Origin of the sequence: Glycomyces niveus (assembly GCF_017592475.1) — a bacterium.
GTDB lineage: Bacteria > Actinomycetota > Actinomycetes > Mycobacteriales > Micromonosporaceae > Glycomyces > Glycomyces niveus.
The window spans coordinates 208,672-223,700 of record NZ_JAGFNP010000007.1 but is presented as its reverse complement, the minus strand read 5'-3'; the positions used below and the strand labels follow the sequence as shown (position 1 = coordinate 223,700).

The 15,029-nt window shown below is 63.0% G+C and carries 13 protein-coding genes and 1 pseudogene; 8 read left to right on the top strand and 6 right to left on the bottom strand.

The features are described 5' to 3' along the window. Positions 1-82 precede the first annotated feature (82 nt). Positions 83-451, bottom strand: a complete 369-nt coding sequence (locus J5V16_RS14655) for a hypothetical protein (RefSeq protein WP_208497090.1) — start codon at positions 449-451, stop codon at positions 83-85. 96 nt (positions 452-547) lie between these two features. Here J5V16_RS14655 and J5V16_RS14650 point away from each other — a divergent pair. Together J5V16_RS14650 and J5V16_RS14645 are read left to right on the top strand one after the other, a co-directional pair. After that, positions 548-652 (top strand): annotated as a pseudogene (locus J5V16_RS14650) (endonuclease NucS); the annotation flags it as partial. A gap of 62 nt (positions 653-714) precedes the next feature. After that, complete coding sequence (locus J5V16_RS14645; RefSeq protein ID WP_208497088.1) at positions 715-2,334, top strand: recombinase family protein; 1,620 nt, start codon at positions 715-717, stop codon at positions 2,332-2,334. Positions 2,335-3,248: 914 nt separating this feature from the next. Here J5V16_RS14645 and J5V16_RS14640 read toward each other — a convergent pair. Together J5V16_RS14640 and J5V16_RS14635 are read right to left on the bottom strand one after the other, a co-directional pair. Then, positions 3,249-4,031: a replication-relaxation family protein gene (locus J5V16_RS14640; RefSeq protein ID WP_208497087.1), complete on the bottom strand. Its 783-nt coding sequence runs from the start codon at positions 4,029-4,031 to the stop codon at positions 3,249-3,251. Positions 4,032-4,054: 23 nt separating this feature from the next. Beyond that, entirely contained in the window at positions 4,055-6,481 is a 2,427-nt protein-coding gene (locus tag J5V16_RS14635; RefSeq protein ID WP_208497086.1) for a type IV secretory system conjugative DNA transfer family protein, read from the bottom strand. 604 nt (positions 6,482-7,085) lie between these two features. Here J5V16_RS14635 and J5V16_RS14630 point away from each other — a divergent pair. Beyond that, positions 7,086-7,850, top strand: a complete 765-nt coding sequence (locus tag J5V16_RS14630) for a transposase (protein WP_208497085.1) — start codon at positions 7,086-7,088, stop codon at positions 7,848-7,850. Between the two features lie 772 nt (positions 7,851-8,622). On the opposite strand, the gene cyaB is transcribed toward J5V16_RS14630, so the two are convergent. After that, a complete protein-coding gene (gene cyaB, locus J5V16_RS14625; RefSeq protein WP_208497084.1) occupies positions 8,623-9,174 on the bottom strand; it encodes a class IV adenylate cyclase in 552 nt (183 codons plus the stop codon). A 14-nt stretch (positions 9,175-9,188) separates the two neighbouring features. Continuing rightward, positions 9,189-10,028 carry a hypothetical protein gene (locus J5V16_RS14620; protein ID WP_208497083.1) on the bottom strand — a complete coding sequence of 280 codons (840 nt, stop codon included), beginning with the start codon at positions 10,026-10,028 and terminating at the stop codon, positions 9,189-9,191. Positions 10,029-10,344: 316 nt separating this feature from the next. On the opposite strand from J5V16_RS14620, the gene J5V16_RS25080 reads away from it, so the two are divergent. The 5 genes from J5V16_RS25080 (at position 10,345) to J5V16_RS14600 (ending at position 13,211) form a co-directional block, all read left to right on the top strand. Then, positions 10,345-10,479, top strand: a complete 135-nt coding sequence (locus tag J5V16_RS25080; RefSeq protein WP_255537420.1) for a hypothetical protein — start codon at positions 10,345-10,347, stop codon at positions 10,477-10,479. Next, positions 10,476-10,760, top strand: coding sequence for a hypothetical protein (locus J5V16_RS14615; protein WP_208497082.1), 285 nt, complete (start codon positions 10,476-10,478; stop codon positions 10,758-10,760). The genes J5V16_RS25080 and J5V16_RS14615 overlap by 4 nt, the downstream gene beginning before the upstream one ends. A 218-nt stretch (positions 10,761-10,978) precedes the next feature. Continuing rightward, positions 10,979-12,121, top strand: coding sequence for a TauD/TfdA family dioxygenase (locus J5V16_RS14610; RefSeq protein WP_208497081.1), 1,143 nt, complete (start codon positions 10,979-10,981; stop codon positions 12,119-12,121). Between the two features lie 53 nt (positions 12,122-12,174). After that, complete coding sequence (locus tag J5V16_RS14605) at positions 12,175-12,972, top strand: DddA-like double-stranded DNA deaminase toxin (RefSeq protein ID WP_208497080.1); 798 nt, start codon at positions 12,175-12,177, stop codon at positions 12,970-12,972. Beyond that, positions 12,969-13,211 carry a hypothetical protein gene (locus tag J5V16_RS14600; RefSeq protein ID WP_208497079.1) on the top strand — a complete coding sequence of 81 codons (243 nt, stop codon included), beginning with the start codon at positions 12,969-12,971 and terminating at the stop codon, positions 13,209-13,211. Before J5V16_RS14605 ends, J5V16_RS14600 begins: the two co-directional genes overlap by 4 nt. Positions 13,212-13,279: 68 nt before the next feature. On the opposite strand, the gene J5V16_RS24495 is transcribed toward J5V16_RS14600, so the two are convergent. Further along, positions 13,280-14,971 (bottom strand): helicase-related protein, encoded by a 1,692-nt coding sequence (locus J5V16_RS24495; protein ID WP_243901222.1) that lies wholly within the window; start codon positions 14,969-14,971, stop codon positions 13,280-13,282. Between the last annotated feature and the right edge of the window lie 58 nt (positions 14,972-15,029).

The following is a 15,029-nucleotide window of genomic DNA, read 5'->3' as shown; positions in this document are numbered from 1 at the left end:
GGCAGGGGTGGGAGGAGCTTAACTGCACTCGGTGAGGCCAACCCAGAAGGCGGTCAGAGGCCCACGTTGATGTGGAGCGGCGTCAGTCTCCTGAGTGCCCCCAGAAGACGACCAGCTCAGGCTCGCTTTCGCCCCAGAGCACGAGGTGCCGGGCACTGTCCCTGTCGGCCTCGTACTCCCAGAGTTCCTCAGCCTTCACTCCGCCGATGCGCTCCCAGTCCTCGATAGTGGGCGTCGCCGATCCGAGCAGCGCGACCAACTCGTCCGAGGCGAGGGCCAAACTCTGCTGGGGCAGCAAATCGTCGACGCCGACACCAGAAACGACCTCGCGGATATCCACGATCGAGTGCGCCCCGGGATAGTCGTTGCCGTACTTCGAGCCGTCCCACTCACAACCGCGTCGGGCAGGTGCGAGAAAGCTAGCGCAGTGGTCCGACACCCGGACTTTCATCGCACCCTCAGCGACGCGGGCGGTAGCAAACCAGCAGTCCACTGGTCCAACCCCGTCGTTCCCGTGCGTCGGGGCGTCACCGGTAGGGTCTTCGGCATGCGTTTGTTGGTGGCACGGTGCCAGGTTGATTACACGGGGCGGCTTTCGGCCCATTTGCCCATGGCTACCCGGTTGATCATTTGGAAGGCGGACGGGACGGTCCTCTGATTTTCCAAACCGCCGGTTTAGCCGCTCCCTGTCCGTTTTGAGGGGAGAATGGCGACATGAAAGTCCTTCCTGTCAAGCGCATCAGCAGGGACACCGAATCGTCCAGCGCACTGGAGCGCCAGGACATCGAACTGCGGGAAGCCATCGCACTCGGGAACCACGAGCTCGTTCACATGGTCGAAGACGCGACGGTCTCAGGCGCGATCAACCTCGATGAACGCCCCTCACTCGGCGAATGGCTGAGCGAGCCGAAAGTCTACGAGTGGGACGCCCTGATGGTCACCACCCAGGACCGAATCACCCGCGACGACATGCACTGGTGGCAGTTCGTCGGCTGGGTGCTCAAGAACGCCAAGTCCGTGATCGTGCTCGACGATCCCTCGCTCGACCTCACGACCGAGGACGGTCGCATGATCGCGGGAATCAAGGCGACGCAGGCGGCGAAGTACCGCAAGACCGTCCAGGAGAAGAAGCTCAAGCAGACCGCCTATTACCGCGAGGCCAACCTGTGGAGCGGCGGAGTCTGGCCCTTCGGCTACCGGACCGAGGCGATTCAGTTCAACGGCGCCAAGCGCCTGCGTCTCGTCAAGGACCCGTATACCGCCGGCTTGATCCGCGAGGCCTACGAGCAGATCGTCGACCTCGGATCGAGCATGAACCGCATCTGCATCGACTGGAACGCGCGCGGGATCCTCACTGCGACCGACTACCAGAAGTCCGAGAACGCCAAGGAGAACAAGCAGGAGGCCAAGACCAAGCCTCGAGGCGTGCGCTGGCAGCCCAAGATCCTCAAGACGGTGCTCGCCAGCCCGACCTTGATGGGCTACGCGACGCACAAGGGCAGCGTGATCCGCAAGGACGGCCTGCCTGTCCAACGCGCGGAGCCGATTCTCACCCGCGCCGAGTTCGACAAGCTTCAGGAGGCGCTCGCGAAACTCAAGAGCGCAGGACTCCGGCCCCACTATCCGCCCACGGTGCTGTCCGGCCTCGTCTTCTGCATCTGCGGACGCCCGCTGTACTCCAACTCCTCACGTCGCAAACTCGCCGACGGCTCGCTCCGGGAGTATCGCTACTACCTCTGCTCGGCCAGGTTCGCCGACCAGATGTGCCCGCACCGCGTCTCGTGGGATCGGGATTTCCTCAAGGAAGCACTGGAGAGCTACTTCCTCGAGACAGTCGGCGACCTCGAGATCATGAACCGCGCCTTCGTCCCCGGCCGCGATCTGACCTCGGAGATCGCTGAACTCGAAGGAGCGATTGAGAATCTGACACAGGCCATCGCCGCAGCGGAATCACCGATCGTCGTCACCGCACTGACCAGCTCGATGGAGAGACACGCGAAGAACCTCGAGACGCTCAAGGCCGTGCCGGTGGTTCCTTCCTCATGGCAGGAGCAAGGCACGGGCGTCACCTACCGCCAGAAGTGGGAATCCCAGTCAGACTGGGACGGCAGGGCGGAGCTGCTTCGCAAGGGCGGCTTCAAGATGTACTGCTCAGGCACCCTCGCCGCTCCGGTGCTTCACTTCCACATGCCCGAGAACATCGAACGCCGACTTGACCTCCGAGCGATCGACTATCGCCCAGAGATCGAGCTGCGGGAAGGCATCCCGTACGACCGCGCGTCGGGCAGGCCGGTCGCCTCGCTGCTGGAGGCTGGGGAGCGTCAGCGAAGCTAATCCGAACTGCTCGCCTTGGTAGCTGAAGGCGCCGTTCGGCTTCATGGGGATGAGGACGGGCCTGACAACCCCGTCCTCGATCTCCAACACCGCGAATCCCGGCCCTCTGCCAAGGCCAGGTTTCCGCATCTCGGCGTTGTGGCTCGGCGCCCTCATTTGGCCGACCTCCACGGCATGAAGCGTCTGCCTCTGCTCAGTCGGACCGCGGGTTTCCGAAACAACTCCGAGGAACCCGGAACACCCGCAAACCACATTGACCCCGAGCTTCCTCGCCTCGGCCAGCGCGGTCGCTCCCACGGTCGATCGACGGCGAACGCCGAGCGCCGCACATGCAATCACCCATCCAGGAACCAGGTCGAGGTGACTGGGAAGCATCGCCACTTCGAATTCGGGGAGCAGCCCCATCAACGCGATTGACGAATCCGTGCTCCGTATCGGACGGATCTGACGAGGAATCGGAGCACTCACGCTCGACGCGGGCATACCGACTGGCCCTTCGTACACCGCTCGCAGTGGACTCAGATATTCCTGGACTACGGACTCCACCAGTGCCTTATCCTCACAGCCCCTCCGTTCAGAATGGCTCGCGAGGAGTCCGCCGATGTTGACCACGGCAGCTGGCTGAATCCGCTCGATGAAGGCCAGGTGGCTGGTGAGCAACCTTGACCCGTGGAACGGAAATTCGATCGGGCTGGTGATCACGACGGTCCCGGAACCGAATTCACCGAAGAAGGCTCCGCCTTTGTCCCCACGGGGAGTATGTTTCGGAGTTGCGGTGCCCCTCTCAATCTCCCCTTGACCTGGCGATACGGCCTCAATCGACCCCGCGCCTTGTGTAGGGGCAGTGTGGGGGCCGACCGCAGGACCGGTGTGGCCTGCAGCGTGGGGGCCGGTGTGCCCCGATTTCCGGCTGGTCATGACCACGCCCCCGCCCCGAGTTCACTCAACCTCACGGTTCGTTCGGAGCCGACCAGCCGCCAACGCGCACCGAGCAATCCGGCCCTCGTACTTGTAGTGGCGATCGGGAACGGGAACTGTCGATCGACAAGCGAGTCATGAAGGTTGCGCTCACGACCGGGCCGGACGATTTGCAGCAGGACTGGTCGATGCCCGCCCGCCGGCTGCTTCGCGGCATAGCGGTCGAGCTTCGCAGCCAAATACGCGAGCGGCTCGGTCCCGGTGTCGTACTCGAGGAAAAACGGCATCGCGCCGCTTTCCGCGGTGAGGACTCCGGCCCCGTCAGGTCGAACCTTCCCCAAGAAGAGCCCCGCGGCCTCGTCCTCGGACAGCCACTCGCTCAAAGCCACGCCGCCGACTTGGCGGGATTCAGCGTTCAACCGAGTGAAGAACGTGTTCACCCCCTCCAAGTGACCGCGTTTGCGAGACACCGCAAGCTGGTGGGCCGCAAGCGCAACCGCCGCCTTCGTCGGAGCTGGTTCTCCTCGCCGCCAGGCATGGAAGCCAGCGCCCCAGTATCCAAGCGTGTACCGGTACGCCTTGCGGTTGTCGTCCCTGAACCGGGCGAGCACTTCCATCTCGAAGAGCGTCACCGCGCGCACCCGTGCGGCCCACGTCGACGGGAAGCACAGGTCGGCCAGTTGTACCGCAGTGAAGACCCGATGACGGGCGAGAGCGTCGATGAGCTCCATGTCCCGCCCGGTCAGGCGTTCGAGGATTTCTGTGAAGTCCTTCGTCACCTGACCGGGTATCCGCTGTGCGCTCAAGCGGCCTCACCGAACCTTTCCTCGTCGGCCTGGCGCTGCCGCAGGATCTTCTTAAGTTGATCCGTCTTCTTCCTAGGCTGCCTCCCGGTGGCCTCGGCACGGATCTCCTCAGCCTTGCCGACGATCGGCGCAGGCGGGTCGGTCCGGAGCGTGAACGCCGGAGTCGCGACACCGTCCACGATCAGACGGCAGCCCGCCTCCCAGGCGCCCATCCGAGCGAGGTCCTCTTCCCCGAGTTCGGGCAGCGTGTGCCGCTGAAGCCGGTGCGCGTCTTCGGGGCTGGCGTTGAAGAACACCTTGTTCCGCGCGTTCGCCGAGATCCCGTCCGCCAGCTCGCGGCCCAACTGCCCCAGATGCTGATGCGCGAGTACCAGCCCCATGTGCAGCCCGCGTGCCTCAGCGAGCAGGTCCTCGATCGCATAGGGCAGGTTGAGGAAGTTGTGCGCCTCATCGATGTACAGCACCGTCTCCGGTCGCTTCCGGTCCGGAAGCTCGGAGCGGCGCATGGCCGTCTGCCACGCCTTCGCGACCAGCACCGACCCCATCAGCGGCACTGCCGACTCGGGCATCTCACCCTTCGGCAGGCGGGCGAACACGATCCCGCCGGAGTCGAGCACCTCGCCGATGTCGACCGGCTTCGTCGGCTTTCCGAAGGTGGCGCGCATGAACTCGTTGCCGAACAGCGCGTCGAAACGCGAGAGGATCGGCCCGATTGCCTGGTAGCGACTGGTCTTGTCCATGTCCTCCCACCAGACCCAGAACCCGAGCATTTGCTCATCGCCTGGGTCGAGGCGTTTGACGACTTCCCGCCAGTAGTCGCGTTTCATCATCAGACCGGGCAGGTCCACCAGGTCCAGACCCGCGGTGAGGACGGTCCGCAGACCGTTGCGCAGGATGTAGTCCGCGCGAGGCCCCCAGTGCCGCTCCCACAGCTTGTTGCAGATCCCAACCATGTGATCGACCGCGATCTCGCTGTTCGGTCCCGACAGCGGCAAGAATCCATGCCCGTCCGGCTCCGACGGGTCGATCAACATCAAACGGCCCTTGACTGTCTCGGGATCGAGCCGGTCGAGCAGGTCGTTGATCAGATCGCCCTTCGGGTCGATGACCATGAGCCCCTTCCGGTTCTTGATGTCAGCGAGGATCATGTTCTGCTGCAGCGTGGACTTTCCGGTGCCGGTAGCGCCGAGGATGTGCACATGCTGGCGGGCATCGGCAGCGGCCAGTCCGACCTTCCGGCCGCCCTGAGCGGACCGTCCGAGCGGCGTGACGTTCCGGCCACCCGACCGCACTACCTCGACCGGGCGCACCCTGCGCGCCCTGGCACGCTCCAAGACCGGCACCGTCTCGTCGAACGGCAAATGCGCCAGCGTGGCGATCTCGGGCGTGTTCAACGTGACCGTCGCCCCGAGCGCCCACGTGTTGACCAGCCGCTCGGGCCGGAGCAGCCCGCGCCGGTAGACACCATTGGACCCGGCGAGTGAGTAGACCGAGGCGCCGACCTGGGTATTGATGGCCTTCAGCCGGGCCCCCTGCCCCTCCGGCATGGAGATGGCCCATCGGGCCGAGCCTGACCACAAGCTCCCCTTGGACACCCGTTCCTGCAGGAGCTTGCGCTTGTGCGAGACCCAGGCCGTCTCCGGTATCGGCCTGCGTGTTCCCGAACTCGGTGACGAGGCCGGGTGCACGACGTCGAGCGCCTCGTTGACAAGGCTCTTCATGAATGAGGAGCCCCCGCCCCCACCGTTCGACCAGGCCGCCTTCGACATCCGCGACATTTGGCGACGGCTCGCCGGACAGACTCCGACCTGCACCACCAGACACGTGTCGACGTCGAGATCACCGATGTCGTGCAGCAGGAACCGCATCACATCGAACCCCGCGGGTCCAGGCGCCACCGGCACATCAACACTCCGAGCCCAGGCGAGCCTGCCGCCTTTGACGAGCGGCTGCATCCGCAGCGGCGACTCAGCCTCTATGACGGTCGTGGAAGCGCCGGGCCAGGCAGCCTCGACCGCGCCCTCGATGAGCGCGGTGTCGATGCACGAGGGCACCCACACCCGCACCGTCAGACGTCGGCGTTCGACCCGCATCTCCCACAGCACCCACGGCTGGCCGTACCAGTACCGCCGCCAGGCAGGCCGGGCGATCGAACCGAGGTGATCCCAGAACACCTCCCCTCCCGACTCCGGTACCACGCCGGGCGCGGCGATCTCGACGTAATGCGACCCGGCCTGCCAGCGGGCCTGCTCGCGGCCGTGCAGAACGCGCCGCAGGACTTGCACGGCCAGCACCACGCCGAGCCCCACCAGGAGCACCGCAGCGAGCATGCGGACTTGCGGGGAATGCCACAAATGCGTGAGCAGTCCCCACGGCCCGCCCTCCATGAGCGCGGGTATATTCGAATTCGAGAACGTGTGCATGAAAACCTCCATTTGTTGAATGAGCACACTGAATGACAGTCACCGGGTCCTCTGAACCGGCAACTCGTGACATGGCAGCCGCTATAGGTCAGCGACTGTCACCGATATGCAGTTGGAAACTATTGGAGCCAAGAGACGTCGATCGAGGAACACTCGAGAGCGCCTGGCAAGGTTCGGGAGGAACGGCACCGCTAGCGCCGCGTCGAGCGCGCCGGGGCCGTGAGAAACTCACGCCATCTGTGAAGTTGATGGCCTTCCAGTTGAGCTCGTTACTGCGGTTACTGTCAAGCGCCCCGATAACCATCCAGCTCAAACCCGGTTACCAGAATAGCCAGTAACCGATAACCCCCGATAACCTTCCCTCGGCAGACCGGTAACTGAACCTGCTGCCGGAAGAATCCGCGCCCGTCGTTTGAGGACGGGTACGGGCCGATGGGCGATCGGTTCGGTGCCTGGAAAACAAGCCCCATATGTATAGGCAGCCAGAGGCCAGTTTTCCGCGCCCCGAAAGCCCTCGTTCATCAAATTGTTATGACTGAAGCTCGCTATTGCACCTAAAGGCTGTCCCGTTATTGCTTGTGCTGCAGGGGTTTAGGATGCCCGGGTGGGTGTGGTGACAGCGGCTGAGGAGTGTTGGATCGAGCCGTTCTCAGGGCTGCGGCCCAGGGTGTTCTCCCGCCTCGTGCGCCAGCTCGAACGCGAGGGCGCCGACGCTGTCCGCCGGGGACGGCCGTGGAGCCTGCCACTGGCCGACCGGGTCCTACTGGTCGCCGCATACTGGCGGACCAACCTCACCTTGCGCCAGCTCGCGCCGCTGTTCGGCGTCTCGAAGTCCGCGGCCGACCGCATCATCGACGACCTCGGGCCGAAGCTGGCCCTGCGCCCGCGCAAGCGCTTCGCCCCTGGCACGGTGCTGATCGTTGACGGCACCCTCGTCCCCACCCGTGACCGTTCTATCGCCGCACCGAGCAAGAACTACCGCTACTCCACCAACCACCAGGTGGTCATCGATGCCGACACCCAGCTCGTGGTCGTCGTCGGCACACCGTTGCCGGGCAACCGCAACGACTGCAAGGCCTTCGGCGAGTCCGGCGCCGAGCACGCGGTCCGCAACGCGACGGTGATCGGCGACGGCGGCTACATCGCGACTTCCGCGATCATCCCGCACCGACGCCGCCCCGGCGAGGACCTGGCCGCATGGAAAGCCGAGCACAACGCCTCACACCGGCAGGTCCGCGCTCGTGTCGAGCACGCATTCGCCCGGATGAAGACCTGGAAGATCCTGCGCGACTGCCGGCTCCGCGGCGACGGTGTCACCGAAGCAATGCTCGGCATCGCACGCCTCCACAACCTCGCCCGCGCCGCCTGAACGGCTCCAGACAGCCACGGCCAACACGACGATCAGCAACTCCCAGAACCAATAACGGGACAGCCTTTAGGCAGGCACAGACCCGACCGGCTCACGAGCCAACCCGATTCACCGACTCCGAGCCCGCTCAGCGAGTCGGAGTCGGATGAAATCGCGCGAAGCGAACCCGTGCTTCCATGCGCTGTACCTCCAAGTTGCCAGCCGCGACATGCACTGCCCCGCGGCCCGCCAGCGCCTGTTCGCCGACCACTCCATGAACGCTCGTGCCGGGGGTCACCGTCAAGGGGTTGTGACAGCTTGTGACCGCACAAGATCCTCACAGGCACCCGCACAGACTCGGCTGTGACAGCGAGAACCGCAGCTCAGCACAGCATCGGAACGCGCTGGCTCCGTCAGCGGTCACGTGGAGCTACGGCCTGTCACAAGCTGTCACGCTGGCCCTGTCGTGCGGGGTTGTGCGGGGCAGTCGGCTCGCAAACCACTCGCCGCTGCGTCGGAGCGGCAACCGCGTTATCGTCGCCCTCGTGACCCCTGCGAGGAAATCGACCCAGCGAATCGCTCGCTGGGTGATGATCATCTGCGCCGTGCTTATCGGTCTGCTCGTTCTCGGATGTGTGCTCCGCCTGACCCTTCCCAAGGAATGGTTCTGGGAGGACTACGGCGCATGCAAGATCGCGCCGGAGAACAGCTGGGACCCAGACGACCCGCGAGAGATCCGGTGCTGACCGCAGGCACTGCGGACCCTCCGGGTATTACGGGACATTCGCCAGATCTAGCGTGACCGTGCTTCGAGGACTGCGTCCGTATAAGTACCGGTTTCGAGCTCGTTCTCAAGCCCCAATTCCCTGAGCAAGCCCTTCAGCGCTTCGAGCGCGGCGTCGAGCTGTTCGTCACCGACAAGGGTCTCTACTTCAAGAAACGCCCCGTCGAGCTCGGGCACGTGGACAAGTGTGGCAAGGATGTCGTAGCCGGCGAACTCGAACGAGTAGTTCTGGCAGTGCTTGGTCAGGCGGACGTACTCCGAAAACCCGATGTCGAGTAGCAAACTCGCTACAGCGTCCGGAACAATGACCTCGGTTTCATGCTCAGGCTTCGAACCGCTTTCCTCGTCAACACGCGCCTGCTTGTAGGTCAATATCGAGCGCTGAGCATTTGCGGTGCTGACAGTTCGGACGCGGAGCTCCCGGTCGCTACGCGTCAGCTCGTCGCCCTTGTCGTAATAGATGTCCTGGTAGGTGGCATCTTCCGGGGTCGCTTGGCGGCCCAACCAGCCCTTGACCGAAGCAACGTCTTTGACACGCGCTTTGAGTTCCGCCTCAATCACGAGGGCTCCCTTCGCTAGATCACGACAGCCGAGGACTGCCACACTTCGTCGAACTGCCGCTCGAAACCCGTCCACAGCAGGTTGTACTGAGCCGCTACCAGCTTGTACACGCTCGACTGATGGCCTTCCGACGACGGGTGGAACATCGACAGGTACAGCACGTCGTCCAGCCGGATGCAGCGCCAGACGGGAAGTGCGCTGTACTTTCTCACCGACACGTCGACGTTCGGTCGTCCCGTGAGTTCTTCGAGTCGAGCGATCGACAGGTTGATGCCCGCGCAAAACGACGCGGGCGACTCACGGATCTCTCGCGCTCGAATGCCCGCGGCCTCACAATCGGGGTCGAGCAGCAGGACACGCAGCCGGAGCGGTTCCCGGCGTTCTGCGGTCACTGCCGGTCGAAGCAGCGACTCGTTGAGCCCGATCAACCCGAGCGCACGGACAACGAGCAGATCGATCCGCTTCGCGTCCCTGGCGCGAGCTGTGATCTCCTCGGCGGCTTCACCTTGCGACGCGAAAATCTGGGTGATGCCGACTCGGTCAAGCTGCGACATGGATTCGATGGAATCCTCAAGTCGCGGAGCGAGGCCAAGACGCAACCGCGCTCGGCTCGGCATGTTGAGGCCATCTGCGATCCGCTGCAGCACTTCGATACTGGTCACTTCACGGTGACCATGGATGATCTCGCTGACGCGCCCTTGAGGCATGCCGATGGCAATTCCGATACGAGACTGGCTCGAACCGACCCACTGCTGAGCGACCTTGAAGAGCTTAGCTATGTCTCGGCTCGTGAGCGCTTTCTGGACATCATCCTTGTCCCATACCGCGTCGGGTATGCGAATCGGTTCATACATGTCCCCAGGCATAGCACCCACACGGTATCTCATCGTGAGATACCTGTCCAGGGATGGAAACGGCCGTTTCACAGGGGAACCATCAAGGGAGACAACCTCTGCACCCCCGCAGTAGAGAACGGCATTCACGATCGCTCGAAGGGGAACGGCGATGACAGCACCGACAGCCGAAGTGAAACGCGGGTCCTTCGTACAGGACGGAGCAACGTTCGACGTGTGCGCATCGAGCGCACACGCACCCGAAGCCATGCGGGTATATCCGGCTGGGGACCACAGCGTACTGGCGCTCGTGGTCTCAGGTCTCAACTCCGGTGACATGAAAGCGAACTGGGGCCAGCCATGGCGCGACTACCCCGCGCAGTGGCGCGACGACTTCGAAGAACGCGCGTACCGCGCGTACGTCTCTCGAACCGCTGAACCGCACGCCTCGGTCCGAGTCTGCGAAGGGTGACCGACATGCGACCAACGCCAAGGGCGATCAATCCGAGAGGCTTCGAGGTTGAGGGCCAGAAGTATGAGCTCGCCGAGTACCGGAACGACATGGGCGGCCCACACCTCAAGGTCACCAAGCTGACCGAGAAGCCGTTCACCGTGATGACCCGAGGACTCGACTACGGCGCGCAGCCGTTCTGGATCGGTGGATACGCCATCGGTCAGCCCGAGCTGCGGGACCGAATCACATCGGCGGTGGCCGCACTCCACGACGGTCCCGCCACCTCGGGAACTACATGAGAACTCGGGCGTCGCGTGTCTCCCCAGGACCACGCGCCGCCCGCCTGTCGCCCTCCGCGTTGTCCACAGCTTGTGGAGGGCCAACATGCCGAGCGAAAGGGTCATTGGTGGATCGCTCGGCAACCTCGCTATGGGCATAGCGAGGTCTGAGGGCCGCTGTTCGACCGAGCGACGGGAACAGCGGCCCTCATCTCGACGAAGAGAAGAAGGAAGGCTCAATGCTTGCTCTCACCCCGACCCTTGACGACCCTGCCGAAGACCTGCACTTCCGCGGATACACCCTCCTTCGGACGGAACCTGAAATCGAGGCTATGACCGGAGCGGCAAGTGCGCTCGCCGAGCATCTTGGTGCCAGCTGGATGGGCCGACGAGCCCTTGTATCCAGTGGTGATCCAGCATGGCTTCCCCGGCACACCGAACAGCTTGACGACGATGAGCCCCTTCGCTTCTTCGCGCTCGGTTGCCTCACCCCTGCCGTCGAAGGCGGGTCTACCTGCCTGTACGACGGACGCGCTGCAGCGAGCACCCTACTTGCCCAGCGAAACAGCTTCGCCTCGGTCCGAATCACGTATAAGTCGAAGTGGCGTCCAAACCATGCGACACACCCGCTCGTCAACGCAGGCGCCCACGGCCCCACGCTCCGATTTCGCTCCAAGCAGGAGACGAACAACGTGACTGAACTTCCTGCCGACCTCACCGAAGACGAGATGTACAGCCTCGTTGAGTCAGCGCTTGCCGAGGCCGTCGTGTTGGTGCACAAGTGGCGAGCTGGAGACCTCCTGGTCGTGAACAACCACGCCATGGTCCACGCTCGCCAGCCGTTCAAAGGCACACGCCGAATGATCCGGTTCCGCTACGACGACCCGTCACTTCCGGACCGTCACACTGAAGCCATGAGACACATCCGGCTGCCAGTACCCATCCTCCGCGCTCTCGCACCCGCCCACCGACTCTGGTGGCGAGTCCGCAAGCCGAGCACATTCGGAGTCAAGGTCCTGTTGCGCGACAACGCCGGTCGATTCCTGGTAGTCCGCCACTCCTACACAGATCCAACGCGGTGGGGTCTGCCCGGAGGCGGCTACCGCCCCAACCGCGAGACCCCCGCCGAAGCCGGCGCCCGAGAGATGGCCGAAGAACTCGGACTCATGCTCAACCCAGGCGACCTCACCGAGCTGAACACCGTCACTACAACCCTCGAAGCCAAGCGAGACACGTTGACCATCCTCACCGCGACCGCTCCGACAACGACGGTCACCGCCTCGCCAGAACTCGCAGAGACGCGCTGGATCTCCGACCTCAGCGACCTCTCCGACGCACCAATTTCGCGCTGGCTGCTAGCCGCGCTCGCGCACACCGTGTGAGTCGTGAAGAACAACCATGACCAATCACGACCCAGTCACGGAAGGTTCACCCCATGACCAGCGTGGATGAAGTCGCTGCGTCTCTCGGCGGGAACAAGAGTGAAGCCGAAGGGCTCGCCGGTCAGCTCGCGGCATCGAAGCAGCAGGCCGAAGAACTTCGAGGCGCGATCGCCGCAGCCGGCGCAGAAGGTACGGCGAACCGTGCCAGCGCCGCTGTTCAGACCATCGAACAACTCGTTGCCGAAGCGGCCGGGCTCGCCGAGCGCATCGGCGAAGCACAAGCTGAAGTCCTCGCAATCGGACAGAGCAGTTTACTGACCACGAGCACCGGAACTCCGGCCACATCCACCGCGCCGACCTGGTACGCCCATCGCCTTGCCGATTTCAACCCGAGGCGCTCACATCCTGAGGCTGTCAAGGAGGTCCGTCGTGTCGGGTATCCCCGAAACGCCGAAGGTCGGACCTCAGCGCGTGCCTTCGTCTACACCGCCGACGGCAGGCAGCTCAACGGCGAACCGCTCAAGCCCTACCGCAAAGGCGAGGCACCGATACGCCCCGAGCTCCGCGAACCCTGGGCGTCGTCGGAGGATATGAAGACCACGTGGCACGTCGAAGGCGACGCAGCAGCGATGATCCGCAAGGACCATTTGCAAGACGCGGCGTTCTATCTCAACGTGCCCTTGTGCGGGTCACGACAAGACGAGTCCGAAATTCCCGACCCAAAGGGCTGCGCCGAAAACTTCCGGCACGTCATACCGCGCGACACGGTCGCATACGTCCATGTCATCCGTGAGGGGCGAGTGCCGTACCGTCAGAAGATCATCGGGACTGGAGAGGGAATCAAGGAATGATCGACTACGACCGCCCCGTCGAAGCTCCCCCCGAGACCCTTGCCGAGCTAAGGCGACGCTTTGATGACGACCTTGACTCGCGAGGGCTCGCGGCATACGCGCGCGAGCTAGGCGTGACTCCCCCGCCTGAGCCCGAGGGCTACCAGGGCTGGGAAATCGTGGAAGCCTACCCCAACGACGACTTCGAGCATGGTGTCCTCTACTGGCTTGGACCCCAAGAAGACCACGCCGACAATTAAGCTTCTTCGCCTACCCACCACGCCGAACTCAAGCTAAAGTTCGGTCGCCTCGTGATCGGCGATAGCGGCTAGGACCGGGAAATGTACAGCTGTTCCCTTTGGAGGTCCATCGTGACCCGCAGGCCACTCCGAAGGACTGCGGTGACGTCGAGATGATCTCCCGCCCGCACACGCCCACAAACATCTCCTTCGGCATCAAGAATATCGATCTCTTGCGCTGGATTGTCCTCAGACCAGCGCAAAGTCGCTGACGAGTATCGAATCGGACCGATTACGTCAACCTCTATCGAAATAGAACCATCTCTCAGTAGCCCGCGGAGCAGACTCCGCCTGCGGATGCGAACATATTCAAGGAGATCCTCTATTTCGAGGTCGCTTGGGGCGTAAACGGATCGCCATCCTGAAATGTGCTGGTCCGCAAGCCATTGACGCTGAACAGAGGATGGGATTCCTTGTGCGTCAGCTTGTCGGCCGATAGCGTGAGCCAGCGCGCGGGAATGCACCCCCCGGGTGAGCAGGTGGATGGCCTGTTCTGTGTCGACTCCGTATCTCAAGTGCCAGGCAGTGTCGGGTCGCAGGAGTAGTGGTGATTCAGCCCGGGAAAGGTGCTCGTTAGTCATGTGAATGAGAGCACCAAGCGTCCATGAAAGGTAGTGCTCGAAGGTCGTACTTATATTCGCTACTGCTTGTTCCAAAGCCCAGTCTGTCTCGGCATCAGGCAACCATTGGCGTGCTAGCGCTGGAATGGGGGTCCCATCGATCCACGCACGCATCGCTTCTCGTACATCGACATTGATGGCCTGTCGGTTTCTTGTAGCTCGCCGGTCGTAGAACATCCAAGCACTCCGACGCTCGGGAAGCTTCAGGAGTTCAGTGAATGCAAGTTCTTCGTCGAGCAGACGGAGGGTATCGCCGAGTGCGAAAACCTCAGGATCATCGCCCTCCGAGTTACTGTAAGACTCCAAGGCGGGTTCATTCAATACACGAACCGCAAGACGGCGCGCCATATTGTCGAGGGCTCGAGCACTGCTAAGACTTGTACCCGTGGTGGTCCACCGACGCCGAGTTTCAGACGCCGTAGTCAGATAGTGTTCCTGAGTTTTCTGTGCCAGACGTTGCCATCGAGTCTTTATCTCGGGGGGCAACTGTTGCATCGCCAAGAGCCTATCAACTGCATCCAATGGAGGGGCATCAGTTGCAAGATGATCATGAGCGTCAAGAACGAACCAAACGTAGGTGATAAAATCACTTGCAAGTGATTCAGTAACGGCCATTACACTATCAGCGCTTTCTGCGATGAGTTGCTCGGCAGCTGCTAGATCTACAAGTGCCTGCTCTCGAGTGAGCGCTGATTCGACTCGTAGGTCTTCAGCCGCTGGAGTGAACAATTCATGGTCGCTGGATTTGATCCTGCGGTTGAGCGCTAGGAGTATCCACCCTTCACTTTCGCGGCCCGCCCGACCTGCCCTCCCCACAGCATTGAGCAATTTTGCAGCGTCCAAACCAGGAACTCCATTGACCTGCGGCCGCTGATCATCGTCAAGAGCAGCGGTAATGACGACAGTTCGGACAGGAAGATTAACGCCATCGGTGAGTGTAGTGGTGCTAACCACCGCCCGGATGCGCTCACTGCGAAGGGCATCCTCTATTGCTTCGAGCACATCGGTGGGAAGGGCTGCATGATGAAACGCTATACCGCTGCGCAAGCAGCTAACCAAAGGATGTTCGCTACCCAGCTCCGCTCTGACCCGCTCGGTCAAGGGACGTGCCGTCACATGCTCCGGCAAGTGGCTTGCCATCGCTCGGGCAGTGTCTTGT